This window comes from Photobacterium lutimaris (assembly GCF_003025555.1).
GTDB lineage: Bacteria > Pseudomonadota > Gammaproteobacteria > Enterobacterales > Vibrionaceae > Photobacterium > Photobacterium lutimaris.
The window spans coordinates 315,894-330,217 of record NZ_PYMH01000005.1 but is presented as its reverse complement, the minus strand read 5'-3'; the positions used below and the strand labels follow the sequence as shown (position 1 = coordinate 330,217).

14 protein-coding genes are annotated in these 14,324 nt (G+C 47.9%); 2 read left to right on the top strand and 12 right to left on the bottom strand.

The features are described from left to right. The first annotated feature begins 282 nt into the window (after nucleotides 1-282). On the top strand, nucleotides 283-822 hold the full coding sequence (locus tag C9I99_RS13270) for a hypothetical protein (RefSeq protein WP_107349360.1): 540 nt from the start codon (nucleotides 283-285) through the stop codon (nucleotides 820-822). A gap of 565 nt (nucleotides 823-1,387) precedes the next feature. Here the strand turns inward: C9I99_RS13270 and C9I99_RS13265 are convergent. The 12 genes from C9I99_RS13265 to agaR form a co-directional block, all read right to left on the bottom strand. After that, a complete protein-coding gene (locus C9I99_RS13265) occupies nucleotides 1,388-2,113 on the bottom strand; it encodes a CBM9 family sugar-binding protein (protein WP_107349359.1) in 726 nt (241 codons plus the stop codon). Between the two features lie 100 nt (nucleotides 2,114-2,213). Further along, nucleotides 2,214-3,293: a glycoside hydrolase family 88/105 protein gene (locus C9I99_RS13260; RefSeq protein ID WP_107349358.1), complete on the bottom strand. Its 1,080-nt coding sequence runs from the start codon at nucleotides 3,291-3,293 to the stop codon at nucleotides 2,214-2,216. Nucleotides 3,294-3,304: 11 nt separating this feature from the next. Beyond that, nucleotides 3,305-4,069: a 2-dehydro-3-deoxy-D-gluconate 5-dehydrogenase KduD gene (gene kduD, locus C9I99_RS13255; protein WP_107349357.1), complete on the bottom strand. Its 765-nt coding sequence runs from the start codon at nucleotides 4,067-4,069 to the stop codon at nucleotides 3,305-3,307. 79 nt (nucleotides 4,070-4,148) lie between these two features. Further along, nucleotides 4,149-4,979, bottom strand: a complete 831-nt coding sequence (gene kduI / locus C9I99_RS13250; protein WP_107349356.1) for a 5-dehydro-4-deoxy-D-glucuronate isomerase — start codon at nucleotides 4,977-4,979, stop codon at nucleotides 4,149-4,151. A 43-nt stretch (nucleotides 4,980-5,022) separates the two neighbouring features. Continuing rightward, a complete protein-coding gene (nagA, locus tag C9I99_RS13245; RefSeq protein ID WP_107349355.1) occupies nucleotides 5,023-6,171 on the bottom strand; it encodes an N-acetylglucosamine-6-phosphate deacetylase in 1,149 nt (382 codons plus the stop codon). Between the two features lie 2 nt (nucleotides 6,172-6,173). Continuing rightward, nucleotides 6,174-6,617 carry a PTS galactosamine/N-acetylgalactosamine transporter subunit IIA gene (agaF, locus tag C9I99_RS13240; protein ID WP_107349354.1) on the bottom strand — a complete coding sequence of 148 codons (444 nt, stop codon included), beginning with the start codon at nucleotides 6,615-6,617 and terminating at the stop codon, nucleotides 6,174-6,176. 171 nt (nucleotides 6,618-6,788) lie between these two features. After that, nucleotides 6,789-7,679 carry a PTS system mannose/fructose/sorbose family transporter subunit IID gene (locus tag C9I99_RS13235; RefSeq protein WP_107349353.1) on the bottom strand — a complete coding sequence of 297 codons (891 nt, stop codon included), beginning with the start codon at nucleotides 7,677-7,679 and terminating at the stop codon, nucleotides 6,789-6,791. Next, entirely contained in the window at nucleotides 7,669-8,436 is a 768-nt protein-coding gene (gene agaW, locus C9I99_RS13230) for a PTS N-acetylgalactosamine transporter subunit IIC (RefSeq protein ID WP_107349352.1), read from the bottom strand. The genes C9I99_RS13235 and agaW overlap by 11 nt, the downstream gene beginning before the upstream one ends. 48 nt (nucleotides 8,437-8,484) lie before the next feature. Next, nucleotides 8,485-8,985 (bottom strand): PTS N-acetylgalactosamine transporter subunit IIB, encoded by a 501-nt coding sequence (gene agaV, locus C9I99_RS13225; protein WP_107349351.1) that lies wholly within the window; start codon nucleotides 8,983-8,985, stop codon nucleotides 8,485-8,487. 35 nt (nucleotides 8,986-9,020) lie between these two features. After that, entirely contained in the window at nucleotides 9,021-10,181 is a 1,161-nt protein-coding gene (locus C9I99_RS13220; RefSeq protein WP_476742306.1) for an SIS domain-containing protein, read from the bottom strand. Between the two features lie 13 nt (nucleotides 10,182-10,194). Further along, on the bottom strand, nucleotides 10,195-11,472 hold the full coding sequence (gene kbaZ, locus C9I99_RS13215; protein WP_107349349.1) for a tagatose-bisphosphate aldolase subunit KbaZ: 1,278 nt from the start codon (nucleotides 11,470-11,472) through the stop codon (nucleotides 10,195-10,197). Between the two features lie 66 nt (nucleotides 11,473-11,538). After that, nucleotides 11,539-12,315 carry a transcriptional repressor AgaR gene (agaR, locus tag C9I99_RS13210; RefSeq protein WP_107349348.1) on the bottom strand — a complete coding sequence of 259 codons (777 nt, stop codon included), beginning with the start codon at nucleotides 12,313-12,315 and terminating at the stop codon, nucleotides 11,539-11,541. 446 nt (nucleotides 12,316-12,761) lie between these two features. On the opposite strand from agaR, the gene C9I99_RS13205 reads away from it, so the two are divergent. After that, on the top strand, nucleotides 12,762-14,315 hold the full coding sequence (locus C9I99_RS13205; RefSeq protein WP_243734625.1) for a sulfatase-like hydrolase/transferase: 1,554 nt from the start codon (nucleotides 12,762-12,764) through the stop codon (nucleotides 14,313-14,315). The last annotated feature ends 9 nt before the right edge of the window (nucleotides 14,316-14,324 follow it).

Here is a 14,324-nt window from a genome sequence, read left to right as displayed (position 1 = left end):
ATAACCAATCTTCGTTACATTGTCAGAGCCGCTACTTTATTCAGGCTCCTAGGTTCATCTGGTGATACAGATGGTTCACTCGTTGAGCGGTGAACAGCGCTTCATACGACCTCACGTCGCACGCCCCAAAACGTTTTAGTCGAGCTAACCGGGATCGTAAAGTAGATAGGTAAGTCTATTGTCTTGTATAACATCGACATCCATCAGGATTTATCACCCATCATTTGACATGAGTTTATGGCGTGAGTAGCATTCCTGAAACCTACTTAAGTCTATGATAATATGAAATTTAATATCCTAATACTCCTTGCTGTGCTTTCCGGCTGCAAACCTGCTCCAACCACAGACTTGGAGGAATTATTCGGTATACATATTGGTAAACCTTTACCTGAAGAGTATTCAAATACTGAAGTAACTGAATACCCAACGAAACTATTAAGCATAAAGATAAATAGTCATATAGATCTGGCAGAATTTTTTCATAATATCTCAGTTCAAGTTATTGCATCTGATAATCGAGTCTACTCAATAACTGCAGAAAGAGAGATAGTGAATATGACTGAATGTCAAAAAAAACACTTAAAACTTAGCAAGATTTTAGATAGGACTTACAAAGATTTAAGACAGCATCGCGAAGTAGAGCTAGGTGGCAAAGTAAGAAAAGTCGATGATGGATATAGATCTCTCGATGGAAGAAAACATTTACGTACAACATGCTCGATTACAGATAAAGACGTTGTAAAGCAATCTATATCTCTATGGGAGACTGAGCTAGCGAATTATTCAAAGGAGCTTTGGGATGAGTATTTGGCTCAAAACTAGCATTTTTGGTTATCGCAATTACCCCAATAAATTTGAACTAAACAATGATAAGTAAGTGTTTTTAAATTAGAGGTGATTTGTTATTTACTAAGGCCTGTAACTCAGAATTGTCCAGCGTCGTGCCAGCCTCTTCATCTGGCACACACACATCTAGCCTGTGTGTGATCCGATAGAACATCAATTGTCAGAAAGCCTAATTGGCTGAATATGACAAAAGCCTTCATATAGAAGGCTTTAACTTTTCCATTCACCGTTAATGAACACAGCTCATGTAGTTTTCACTGGCTGCGGCTTCGGGAATATTTGTGGCTGTTGTTGTCGCAGCCATATCCGGATACATCGGAATGGCAAGGGCGTTATTCTGTAGAGCTTATTTTCTTGTTTTATCCCTATACCCTGCGAGTGCTTTTTCCAATGCCTTGCGGTGCATCTTCTGTCTTAACTCTTCAAAGTCCATTTTTATCTTCACGTCGTTAGCGCTAAAAATATAAAAGCCCCTGCACTGCGTCACCCTCACAGTCGCACACTACAAAGGCCCCCCATCAAAATGCCTACTTGAAACCGGTTACTTCACTAGCTTACAGCTACCGAAGGTACCTGGGTTATGGAAGTTTGGTTTTGGCGTATTTGGATCAACCCAAGTCATCCAGCCCATATCCAGGCTGCCGTCAGGTTGGGGAGTAAACTCGGCGCGCATTAGGGCACACAGTAGCTCTGACTTGTTGTCATCCTGCCACAGCCCCAATTTGTCCAACGTCGCAAGCGGCAACTTGCCTTCTACGATATAGCCGTCATCTTTGATACTTGCTTTGGTTTCCAGCCCCGGCCATTGCCAGCTGCTATCAAGCGACGCGCGCTTCTTGGCTTCCATGTCATACGATGCCTTGGCGCTGAATACGCGGGCTTTCGGGTCGATTTCCATGGTGTAGTAGCTTGATAGCGTTGCATCTTTGGCTAAGAAGATTTCCGCACGGTCAGAGTCCAAAATAGCGCGTTCTGGATCGGTGCCAATTGCCAGGTGCTTATCGGCCACACGGTAGCGGAAGTACATTGCCTGCTCATCCCACAGCGCCTTGAACTCGGTTGCCGGTGCCATTTCACTACGCCAAGGGAAAGTAAACTGGGTTAACGTTTTTGCCCCTGCCCATGCACTATCTTCACCCTTGCCGTCAATCACTGGCGCTTGCTCGGTATATTGAACGTAATAGGTTGGCTGTCCCTCTTCTGCTGCCGCCTGACCGGCAACCATGCTACCCACTAACAGGGCTGATATTCCCAACAGCTTTTTCATTGTTATATCCTTCTTTTGGTAATTATAAAAAAGCTGACCTTATTGCGTTGAATAACATCAGCTTTTCTTGTTCACGTTTTGGTTAGTTATTCCTAGGCCGTTATTCCACCAAGGAAGCCATTTCTGTTGCCGCCAGCAGGAAGGCACCAGCGCCATAGTCAATGTTATGTTCGAACTTCACATCGCGCGGGTTGAATGCCGGTAGCTGCACCCAGCCCATCATGCCGTTGTCATGGATACAGCTTTCCAAAGCCGCCCATGCTTTTTCGACAACGGGCAGGTAGGTTTCACGGTCAAGGTGGCCATGATTGATCCCCCACGCTAGTCCATAGCAGAACAAGGAGGTCGCGCTGCTCTCTGGGGCTGGGAAACTGTCTGGGTCAAGCAGACTGGTACGCCAGAAGCCATCGGCCTGCTGGTACTTGATAACCTCGGCGGCTAAGTTTTTGAACAGATCAAGGTACGGTTGCTGCTGATCAAACTCGGCCGGGAATCGCGCCATCAAACGCGGAACAGAAGCCAGCATCCAGCCAATACCGCGTGACCAGAACACCTTCTCGCCGTTCGCTTCGCGAAGCTCTGCCCCACCGTCACCGAACTCATCACGGTACTTCTGGCCTATCTCGGTTGGCATGTAGCGGTAATCACGGTAAAACAGCTTGGTATCCGGATCGTAAAGGTGATCAACCGAGTCCCAGAACGCCGTATGCATGTAATCGACATACTTACGCTCACCCGTCACTTTCGACAGCGCGGCAAAGGCCGGTGGTGCCATGAACAGGGAGTCGACCCACCACCAGTCGCGATGACCCGGTTTCGGCTCATCGAGCATGATGTCGAATGCCTTAATGGTCGGCTCCAGCGCTTCAGGAATGTTGATTGTCGGGTAAACATCCAAATAGGCTTGGGTACAAACATGATCATCAGCAAAGCGCGGAAATGCCCCAGTACGGAAGCCGGTATGCAAGGTATAGCCCATCACCCCGTCAAGGTATTCGCTATCGTCCGTCGCCTTCCAGGCTTCCGCTACACATGACCAGAATACCCCACGCTCCCAGTCTGTATCCTTGATAAAACGGGTCGCGCCACTGCGGCGAATTACCGAACGAGTCTGGTTTGCGGCTTGGTAGCGGTAGACACGTTTTAGCTGCTTTAATACATTTTCTTTCATCAACGTCATGTCATCACCTATTATCGAGCCAGCCAGCCGCCGTCAACTGCAAGCGTGTAACCGGTTACGTAATCTGAAGCTGAGGAAGCCAGGAAGATTACAGGCCCGGCCATATCAGAAGGCAGCCCCCAACGCCCCGCGGGAATACGCTCCAAAATGGCCTTGTTGCGCTCTTGATCTTCACGCAGTGCCTGAGTGTTATTGGTTGCCATGTAACCCGGGGCGATGGCATTCACAGTGATATTATGCGGAGACAGTTCAGTCGCTAGGGCACGGGTGATCCCCATGACCGCAGACTTAGACGCCGTGTAGGAAATAACCCGGATACCACCTTGGAACGATAGCATCGACGCAATATTGATGATCTTGCCGCCATTACCTTGCGCAATGAAGTGTTTGGCAACTGCCTGAGACAGGAAGACAACCGCTTTTTGGTTAATAGCGATAACGTCATCCCAGTTCTCTTCAGAGAAGTCCACCAGATCTTCACGGCGAATAATGCCGGCATTATTTACCAGAATATCAACACGGCCCATTTCAGTTACCGCGTGATCAACCAGTGAGGTCAGTGCTTCTTTGTTCGAATCAGAAATCAGGTTGGCTGTGATATAGCGGAACTTACGTCCCAGCGCTTCAACTTTCTCGCGCGTTTCTTCAGCTGGGACATAACCAATACCCAGAATGTCAGCACCCGCCTGTGCAAGGCCAACCGCCATGCCTTGACCAAGGCCCGTATCACAACCTGTAACGATGGCAACTTTGCCTGATAGATCAAACATATTCATTAGGAGTTCCTATTTATTAGCGGGCAGCATGGCAGGCAGCGGAGGTTAGCTGTGCCATACCGCAAATTGTTAGGGAGGGTTATTTCAGGTCGCTCATCGCAACATGGTCCATATCGTGGAAGGTCTGGTTCTCACCGACCATACTCCAGATAAAGGTGTAAGCTGCCGTCCCCACACCAGAGTGAATCGACCAGCTTGGGCTGATCACCGCTTGCTCGTTACGGATCACGATATGGCGTGTTTCCTGCGGCTCTCCCATGTAATGGAACACCACGCTATCGTCCTGCATATTGAAATAAAGGTAGACTTCCATACGGCGCTCGTGGGTATGGCAAGGCATGGTATTCCATAGGCTTCCCGGTGCCAGTTCGGTCAACCCCATAGAAAGCTGGCAGGTCGGCAGTACCGATGGGTGCAAATACTTATTGATGGTACGGACATTACAGTTTTCTTGATTGCCCAAGGTCTCAGGAGCCGCTTGTTCACGGGTGATCTTGCGGGTTGGGTAGGCATGATGGGCCGGTGCACTGTTAATGTAAAAACGTGCCGGCTTTTGTGGTGAAATGCTGCTAAATTTTACTTCTTTGGCCCCTTTACCGATATAAAGCGCTTCACGAGTACCAATTTCAAATGTTTCGCCATCGACCAACATCACGCCCGGCTCGCCGATATTGATCACGCCAAGCTCCCGGCGCTCCAAAAAGTAATCAACACCCAGGGCTTTGCCACCCTCTAGCTCAAGCGCGCTGTCGGTCGGCACCGCGCCACCGACAACAATACGGTCAATGTGGCTATAGGTCAGGTTAAGCTGACCGGCCTGAAACATCTCTTCGATCAGAAACTGCTCACGCAGGCCAGCGGTATCTAACTGCTTGGCATGCGCACTGTGGATAGGTTGACGAATGTCCATTTTTACCTCTGTTATCATGATTATCAAAGCCAGCAGTCTGGGCCTACGCCTTAAATGCCCACTGCCCTTTGATCAGTGTTCCTTGCACATGAAGGTCAGCGTCCATAATGGTCAAGCTGGCCTCCATTCCCTGGGCAACGGTGCCCAAGCGTTCTGTCAGTCCTAGGTAAGTTGCTGGCACATGCGATGCCATTTGCACCGCTTCCCATACCGGTACACCGGTTAGGTTAACCATATTGCGCACCGCCTGATCCAAACTACAGGTACTGCCTGCCAGCGAACCACAAGGACTGCGAGCTTCACCGTTGGTCACGCTAATCATCTGGGCACCAAGTTGGTACTCACCATCACTCAGTCCACCGGCCCGCATGCAGTCGGTGATCAGGGCAATTCCCTGATATCCCTTGATTCGATAGGCCAAGTTCATCATCACCGGATTCACGTGCACACCATCGGCAATCAGTTCCGCCAGCATGTCGTGATACAACACCGCGCCACAGCAACCAGGCTCACGGTGATGAAGCCCCCGCATGCCATTAAACAGGTGCACCCCGCAGTCAGCACCGCGCTGGTGCGCTTCAGTGACTTGTTCATAGGTTGCATCGGTATGTGCAACGGAAGGCTGGATACGGTGTGTCGATAACCAACTGATCGCGTCCATCGCCCCTTCGGCTTCAGGGGCCAAAGCGGCCCTCAGTAGCGACGATCCCGCACTCTCTTTCAGCTGTTCCAGCTCAGCAACGCTAGGTGCTTTCAAAAAGGCCGGGGGATGAGAGCCACGGTGAGGCTCGGTGAAATACGGCCCTTCCAGAAAGCTGCCCAGCAACTCGGCACCCTGCTGCTGCGATTGCTCGGTAAATTGTCTAACTGCTGCCAAGGCATCGATAATGTCCTGCCAAGGAGCAGTCACTGTTGTACCGACCCAGGCCACGACACCGGTTTGTGGTAGCGCATCAGAGATAGATTGCAGTGCCTGATCGGTCGCATCCATCACATCAAAGCCGTTTCGGCCGTGGATATGGATATCGACAAAGCCCGGCATAATGGATTGCCCGGCTAAACGAACCACCTCGCAATCTGTCGGTATGGATGATGTAACATCAGCAATCAGGCCATCTTCAACAATCACCACGGTATCGGTTTGGATACCCGTAGGGGTAAAGACCTGATCAGCAAGCAAGGCATAACGCATAATTACAGTCCGTCTTCACATTCCAGTTCAGGCTCAGGTGCCATCACAGCTTCCAGCTCTTTACGCATGTTTTGTAGGCATGAGCCACCAATTTCCAGCAAGATCTCAACCAATTCGACCAACTCTGCGCCATCGCGCTCAAACGCCGCATTGGCTATCATTGGCAGGTTCACCCCAGCAATCAGCTCGATGTTGTCAGTGTCCATCATGATGGTCATTGCGCGGTTACACGGTGAACCGCCCGGAATATCGGTCAAGAACAGCACCCCTTCGCCGCCATCGACCTGCTTGGCAGCATCACGCAACGCCACTTCCAGCTCATCGGTTGACATTGACTCGACAAAATCCACAAATGCCATCTGATCTTGGTCGCCCGCGATGGCTTTAACGGCTGACGCCATGCCTGACGCGAAGTTGATATGGCCAGAAACTACAATCCCAATCATTTTTACATCCTTGAAACTCAATACTTAGGGCTCAATACCCTGAGACTAAAACCGTGAAGTGAATATCTTGAAGTTAGTACCTTGAAGGCCTGAACCTTTAAGCTAATAACTTGCAGCAAATAGTTTGAAAAATAGGGGGAGTTGCCTCCCCCTAGCGTTGACTTACATCACTTAAAGAATGCCGAAGAAGTGGCCTACCACACCCGCAGCAAGGGTGGAGAAGATGAGTACCGGAGGCTTGGCCCAGAAACCGGTGCCTTTCACCATCTTGAACATGAAGAACACCAAGCACAGCGGCAACAAGTTCGGCATAATCTTGTCAAACAGGGCCCCTTGCAGATCGACAACCTTGCCTCCGAGCTCCAGCGAAGCGGTCGTCTGCACCTTGATAAAGGTTGCCGACAGCGCACCAATCACGAAAATACCCATGATATTGGCTGCTTTGGCTAGCTTCTCGGTTGCATCACTCATGTTCACCATGGCTGCAGTACCGGCCTTATAGCCCATAAACATCAGGCCAAAGTACACTGCAAAGTGAACAATCTGGTACAAGAAGAAGAATACAAATGGACCGGCAATCGAGCCTTCCATCGCAATCGACGCACCCAGCGCAAGTGTCAGCGGCATTAGGGTCATATGGTCAATCGCATCACCAATACCGCCTGTTGGACCCATACCGGCGACTTTCATGACGTTAACGGTTGATGGCTTTTCCTTGTTCTCTTCCATAGCAATCGCAGTGCCGAGCAGGAAGGTGAACAGTTTCGGACTTGCATTAAAAAACTGCAGATGGTTCTTCAACGATTTCGCAAAATCACGCTTGTTGTCACCGTGGATCTTTTTAAGCGCCGGAATAATAGAGTAAGCAAAACCACCCGCCTGCATACGTTCGAAGTTAAAGTTACCTTCCATGAACAGACCGCGCAGTGAACACATCCATAGGTCACGCTTGGTGATAACTTTACGTGGCGTCGTGTCTTCGTATGAATCAATATCATCAACCAGACTTTCTACCTTGGTGTTTTTATCGGCTAGCTTGCCTGCAGTGATATCAGATGCCATCTTCAAATTCCTCGACTTGGTTGTTGTTAGATCCGTTGTTACCGCTGAAGAAGTAGTACAGTGCTGCTGCGGATGCGCCTAGGACTGCCACAGCCATGATTGGTAGCTTGAGGTAGGTGGTCATCACGAAGCCGATAAAGAACACACCCGCCACCTCTTTCGACCACATGATTTTAAGCAGCATGGCGAAACCGATAGCCGGAACCATCTTGGCCCCAATACCCAGGCCTTCTAGCAACACTTTTGGCGCGTTTTCATCAATCCAGCTTGCCGCATGCTCACCGAAGTACACCGTAATAAAGGCAACGAGTGAATACATAAGGGCACGCAGCGAAATCGTTGTGATCAATAAGCGATCAATGCCGTCGGAGTCGCCCTGCTCGGCAAAGCGGTCTGCTTTACCCATAGTGAAGGCTGTCAAAGCGAAGAAACCGATTACCAACATCTGCATCAGTACTGCGATAGGCATACCCACACCCATTGCGACTTCTGCTGACTGACCCGTCATAACAGCGAAGGCAACGGCGGCAATAGTGCCCAACGTTACATCAGGCGGCTGAGCACCGGCGTTAGGCACTAAGCCCAACCAAGCCAATTCCAGGGTAGCACCGGCAATCAAGCCGATTTGCATATCACCCATGATCAACCCGACAACCGGGCCGGTAATGAGCGGACGGTGGATGTTCAACGCGACATCGTATTTATCGATACCACAGAAGAACGCCCAGATTGCGACCAGCGTAGCTTCAAAAAACATGATTTATTCCTTTTGTAAATCTCTGTTTAGCGTGAATGTTAACTGCACTTAGGCAGTTTCTTTGGCCAGTTCAAGAACATTTACTGGCGTTTGATCAGGAGTGTTCTGCACCGTACATGCCACCCCACGGGCAACCATACGCTCGAACGCATCGATATCTTTGCTATCTACCGATACAGTTTTGGCGATCTGACGCTTGCCTTCATGAAAGTGCATATTGCCAACGTTGCAGTGAGTAAGAGGGACGCCACCTTCAACCAAACGGGCAACATCGGTCGGGTTGTTACACAGAATAAAAATTTTCTGTTTAGGCGATGCTTTGTGGATCACGTCGATGGTTTTCTGGATAGAGAAGAATCGCACAGCATATTCCCCACCCGCCGAAGCCTTCATGCCTGCCTGCATAAAGGCAGCGTTAGGGCCATCTGCAGCATCATCGTTAGCAACCAGAATTAAATTCGCCTCAGTATGTTTTCCCCAAGTAATACGAATTTGACCATGAAGAAGACGTTCATCGATACGCGTCCATACAATGTTAGGTGACGTCATAGTAGTTAACCCTTTTTTATTTATTTTGTGTGCTATTAATTAAGTTCGTGAATTGTTACACCCTGAACAACACGATTAACCTCACCGGTCGGACATGGGTTATCAGGCGTATTACCTAATATCAGTGATTGATGAAAAGCATAAATTTGGGCAATGATTAAATATGGGAAAATCAATTCAACATCGCTAGCGTTTTCCATACCATCAATATTAATAAAGTCTCCATTAATAACGACATCATCTTGCTGGGCCGTAATTGCTAATACTTGATTAGCAATTTTATCGCGACGCAATTCAGCTAATAAATCCAAATCATACTTACGCGTATAAGGATTATTCGAAATAAAGACGACGACTAATGTTTCATTATCAACGATCGATTTTGGTCCATGTCTAAAGCCAAGAGGTGAATCAAAGGTTGCCACAACCTTCCCTGCAGTCAGCTCCAGCAACTTAAGTGCCGATTCCTGAGCTAACCCTTGCAGGCTTCCACTGCCCAAATAAATAACTCGTTTTGCATTCTTATTAGCGATTATACTGATTGAAGAATTAATTTCTTTGATCAAAGCCTCAGATTGCTTACAAACACTTTCAATTTCTTTCGTGTAATCGTTATTACACGTCAATACCGAAAATGCGGCCAGCATCATCGAAGAGAAACTCGAGGTCATAGCGAACGACCGATCATTGGTTTCTTCTGGCATCAAGATCGCTAGTGAACCCTTGTCATTGCGGCATTCCTCATACAATTGACCTTCACTGTTACAAGTCAATACGAGGTGGTAGCACTCGGACAACAGTTGGTTAGCGAGCTCGACAGCGGCGACACTTTCGGGACTATTGCCGGAACGAGCAAATGAAACCAATAACGTTGGGATATTTTCGGCAAAATACTGATAAGGATTAGACACAATATCGGTAGAAGCTATAGCTTCTACCCGGCGATTTAGCACTTTCGACAGCGCCGGGGCCAATGCCCGTCCGGCAAATGCCGATGTCCCTGCACCCGTCATCACAATACGCAAGTTTGGCTTAGCATAGAGTGGCTCCAAAAATTCTTTGGTTACCGCTTTGCACTCCGTTACGATTGACAAGGTTTTTTTCCAACAGTCAGGTTGCTGTTGGATCTCTTTTGCAGTCCAAAAAGCTTTTAAGCTTTCAAGATCTTTATTATCAAGATCTAAATATTTCATGATACGCCCTATTATATTAAAACTGACAAGCTGCAGAATAAACACGAAGTACTTGCTGTACTTTATTAATTACGAAATCTTTAGGTGTATTTTCTATTTCACCGTTTCTCAGGGCATGGAATTGCTCAGGCAAATATTGACTGATTAAAGGCAATGGCATAGTTTGTTGCGACAAGTTACTAAATAACTTATCTTGTGCCTGCTGAATATTTTTATCCGGCCAGTAGTAACGAATACGGTCACTAAAACTATAACTGCGGGCAAAACGTTGCTGATTAGCATCACCATGATAGTATTTCTTCCAGAAATCGGGATCGATACACATAGTTTGTTCAATATGCTCTTTCAAATTAGAGCAATGAGCTTTCGGCACCATTTCTTCTTCGATAGCACATAAGTTAAACAGTGCTTCTCGCATCGCAAATGTCAGGGCTGGGCCCACTTTCAAAATAGAGAAATGATCTCGTACTAAATCTTGGTACGCCTTCTCAGGCTGATAATCGGTCGAGTGCGCCTCAAACACCAAGTGGTCATACTCTTCAACCACTCGGCTCAACGCTTGTGCCTTCTCTGGACAGTAATCAATCACACCGGTGTGATCAAACTCCACTCCAGGCTGTACGACCAGCCCAATAACACGCTGCCAGCAATCAGCAATACCCGCTTGCTCTAAGGCCGCTAGATGGCTCCGAATGGTCTTTTGTGCGGCTTCAGGATGAGTGACTGCGACGCCTTCCAACAGCTCAGCCGCCCCACCTGGTACCGGGACTTCTGTACCAATCACATATACAACATCACTTTTACCGAACGAGTTCACAGCCGTTTCTTCAGCGATCTTGGCAAGGCGCGCAGCACGTTCAGCCACAACGTCATCGGCCAGCGGTACCGGGTCACCAGAACATGACATACTGCAATCTAGGTGAATTTTCTTAAACCCTGCAGCCACGTAGGCTTTAATTAGCGCATCGGCATTCGCCATTGCCTCATCAGCAGATAAATCCTGCCAGCGGTTCGGTCCTAGGTGATCGCCCCCCAAAATCAACTGATCAGAGGGGTAATTAAGTTGCTCAGCAAGATCGAGAACAAAGTTGCGGAAATCAACAGGGGTCATGCCAGTATAGCCGCCGAATTGATCCACTTGGTTTGACGTTGCTTCAATCAGCAACGGAGAATGATCTTGCTTCGCCTGACGTATCGCAGCTTCAATCACAAAAGGATGCGCCGAGCAGACAGAATAAATACCATTTCTGCCGCCAGCCTTGTGACGCTTTACGATATCAAGAAGGGTGTTCATGTACTAACTCCACAATCAGCATCTGGGCTGCTGCTATGGAGTTAGCGCATCGCTTAGAGGAAGGAACTAATCTGTCTTATCAACAATGACCACATTCACTTTCATGTCTCGCAATCCTTGTAGATACTCTTCCGGAATACCGGAATCGGTCACCAAGGTGTCAATATGCCCAAATTCTCGGATCATATGACAACTGCGTTTGCCAAATTTACTGGAATCCGCAATAGCAACAACATGTTCGGAAATTTCACACATTAAGCGGTTTAGACTCGCTTCCTGCTCATTGTGAGTTGTAATTCCCGATCTAAGGTCAAAGCCATCCACACCCAAGAACACTTTATCAAAGCGGTAGTTTTTCAACCCGTTCTCGGCCTGTGAACCCGAAAAAGACAGCGCCTTCTTACGAAGTACACCACCTGTCATCAATACCTCAATACCCGGTTTTGACGACAACTCCATAGCCACATCCAGACCATTGGTCATTACCACTACATCCTCAACATTACTCAGGTTTGAGGCAATCTCGCGTGTAGTAGTACCCGAATCTAGAATGACTGTGTCACCATCTTCAATCAGCTCCGCCGCTGCTTGTCCCAATACCGTTTTCAAACCGGCATTTTGACGACGCTTTTCATGGACGGTTAGCTCTGCAATCACCCCAGTATTTGGAATCGCGGCACCGTGCGAACGCACAACATAACCGTTCTTTTCCAAAAAGCTCAGATCACTGCGAATAGTGACACTGGAGACACTAAATCTCGAAGCTAGGTCCTCGACACGCGCTTTACCTTCTTGGTTCACCACGTTGACGATTTCCATTCGCCTTTCGACAGCACTTTTCATTACTTAGTCTCCTGCTGAAACCAGACTTTCGTTTGGTTTCGATATAAGCTTACAATCAAAAACAAAAGGCACAATGGGCAGAATACAAACTTGCGATCTCTTTCACATACTTTCGTTAATTTGCCAGTTTATTTACACATACTTTCGATTCAAAGAAAAAAACAGCACTCCGAAAGAGCTCACTTGCCATAATGCATAAATAGTTGCCAGTAATAGTAAATTTATCGCAAATCAAACCGTAAAGCAAAACATACCCAGTTTCACTTTGAAAGCATACGACAGCTTGATGTTATCTTTTGTGATCAACAACAGAGTCAGCAAACTTTCGATAGTTTACGATATTAATATAAAAGCACCTAAACGTAAGAAAAAGAAACACTTTTACTTTCTTTTACCACTTACATCACACTTTATATGCAAATTGTAGCTTACTTTAAAGGAGACAAATGATGTCCATATCACGCCGTGACCTTTTGAAAGGCATAGCAGTCACAGGGGCGGTAGCTGCCACTCCGGCCTGCAGTTCATTGACGGGCAGTCAGCCCGCTGTAACCGCCAAAGCCGAAGGCAAAAAGCCTAATCTCTTGATTATCTTCCCCGATGAATTTCGAGCCCAGTCACTTGGCTTTATGGATCAGGACCGTTCATTGACTCCATATCTGGATAAATTTGCCAAGCAGAGTGTGGTACTGGATCAGGCTGTGTCCAACTTCCCATTATGTACCCCGTTCCGCGGTATGTTGATGACAGGACAGTACCCAAATCGTAACGGGATCCAAGGCAACAGCCATACCGCAATGCCTGGTAATTTCGGTGGCAAAGATTTCGGTATCGAGCTGAAAAAGAATACCCTGACTTGGTCCGACATAATGAAAAAGCAGGGCTACAGCATGGGCTATATCGGCAAGTGGCACCTCGATACGCCTGAAGCTCCTTTCATTCCAAGCTATAACAATCCAATGGAAGGGCGTTATTGGAATGACTGGACGGCCCCTGACCGTCGCCATGGTTTCGACTTCTGGTACTCATACGGGACCTATGATCTACACATGAACCCGATCTACTGGACCAACGAAACACCAAGGGACAAACCGCTTCAGATTAACCAATGGAGCCCAGAGCACGAAGCCGATATTGCGATTAAATACTTACGAAACGAAAATGGTCAGTACCGTGACAATGACAAGCCCTTTACTTTAGTTGTCTCAATGAACCCTCCGCATTCCCCTTATGACCAAGTTCCACAAAAATACTTAGACCGATTCAGCGGTGAAACGTCCGAATCACTCAATACCCGTCCAAATGTCGTGTGGGACAAGGACTACCAAGAAGGTTACGGACCAAAATACTTCAAAGAATACATGGCAATGATCAATGGTGTGGATGAACAGTTCGGCCGTATTATCAACGAGCTTGATCGGCTCAACCTTTCTGAAGACACACTGGTTGTCTTCTTCTCTGATCATGGTTGCTGCTTGGGTGCCAACGGCAAACCCACGAAGAATGTCCACTATGAAGAATCGATGCGGATACCGATGATCTTCCGCTGGCCGGGTAAACTTTCTCCTCGCCAAGATAACCTCTTGTTCTCAGCACCGGATATCTTCCCGACCATGTTCGGCCTGATGGGCATGGACGAATATATTCCAGACACTGTCGAAGGGGGTAATTTTGCCAACACCCTCCGTGGTGAAGCTGGTGATATCCGCCCTACCTCGCAGTTGTATACCTTCGTCCCTTACGGAGCGCAGTCTTACGGCCGCCGTGGCATTCGTACTGATCGCTATACCCTGATGATCGACCGGAAGATCGGCAAGCCGTTGACCTACGTCTTGCATGACAACGCTAACGACCCCTATCAGATGGCGAATATTGCCGAAGGAAATGATGCGTTGATCAGCCGGTTAATCGAAGAGGAGCTTATCCCTTGGCTTGAACATACTGGCGATCCTTGGCGCCCGGCCGAAGTGCCGGCCAGTGTGCTTAATGCCTATACCTAATCCATAACT

Excerpts from the sequence above, each read along its gene's own strand:
- C9I99_RS13270 (WP_107349360.1), top strand. The coding sequence starts at position 283 with ATGAAATTTAATATCCTAATACTCCTTGCTGTGCTTTCCGGCTGCAAA.
- C9I99_RS13265 (WP_107349359.1), bottom strand. The coding sequence starts at position 2,113 with ATGAAAAAGCTGTTGGGAATATCAGCCCTGTTAGTGGGTAGCATGGTT.
- C9I99_RS13260 (WP_107349358.1), bottom strand. The coding sequence starts at position 3,293 with ATGACGTTGATGAAAGAAAATGTATTAAAGCAGCTAAAACGTGTCTAC.
- kduD (WP_107349357.1), bottom strand. The coding sequence starts at position 4,069 with ATGAATATGTTTGATCTATCAGGCAAAGTTGCCATCGTTACAGGTTGT.
- kduI (WP_107349356.1), bottom strand. The coding sequence starts at position 4,979 with ATGGACATTCGTCAACCTATCCACAGTGCGCATGCCAAGCAGTTAGAT.
- nagA (WP_107349355.1), bottom strand. The coding sequence starts at position 6,171 with ATGCGTTATGCCTTGCTTGCTGATCAGGTCTTTACCCCTACGGGTATC.
- agaF (WP_107349354.1), bottom strand. The coding sequence starts at position 6,617 with ATGATTGGGATTGTAGTTTCTGGCCATATCAACTTCGCGTCAGGCATG.
- C9I99_RS13235 (WP_107349353.1), bottom strand. The coding sequence starts at position 7,679 with ATGGCATCTGATATCACTGCAGGCAAGCTAGCCGATAAAAACACCAAG.
- agaW (WP_107349352.1), bottom strand. The coding sequence starts at position 8,436 with ATGTTTTTTGAAGCTACGCTGGTCGCAATCTGGGCGTTCTTCTGTGGT.
- agaV (WP_107349351.1), bottom strand. The coding sequence starts at position 8,985 with ATGACGTCACCTAACATTGTATGGACGCGTATCGATGAACGTCTTCTT.
- kbaZ (WP_107349349.1), bottom strand. The coding sequence starts at position 11,472 with ATGAACACCCTTCTTGATATCGTAAAGCGTCACAAGGCTGGCGGCAGA.
- agaR (WP_107349348.1), bottom strand. The coding sequence starts at position 12,315 with ATGAAAAGTGCTGTCGAAAGGCGAATGGAAATCGTCAACGTGGTGAAC.
- C9I99_RS13205 (WP_243734625.1), top strand. The coding sequence starts at position 12,762 with ATGATGTCCATATCACGCCGTGACCTTTTGAAAGGCATAGCAGTCACA.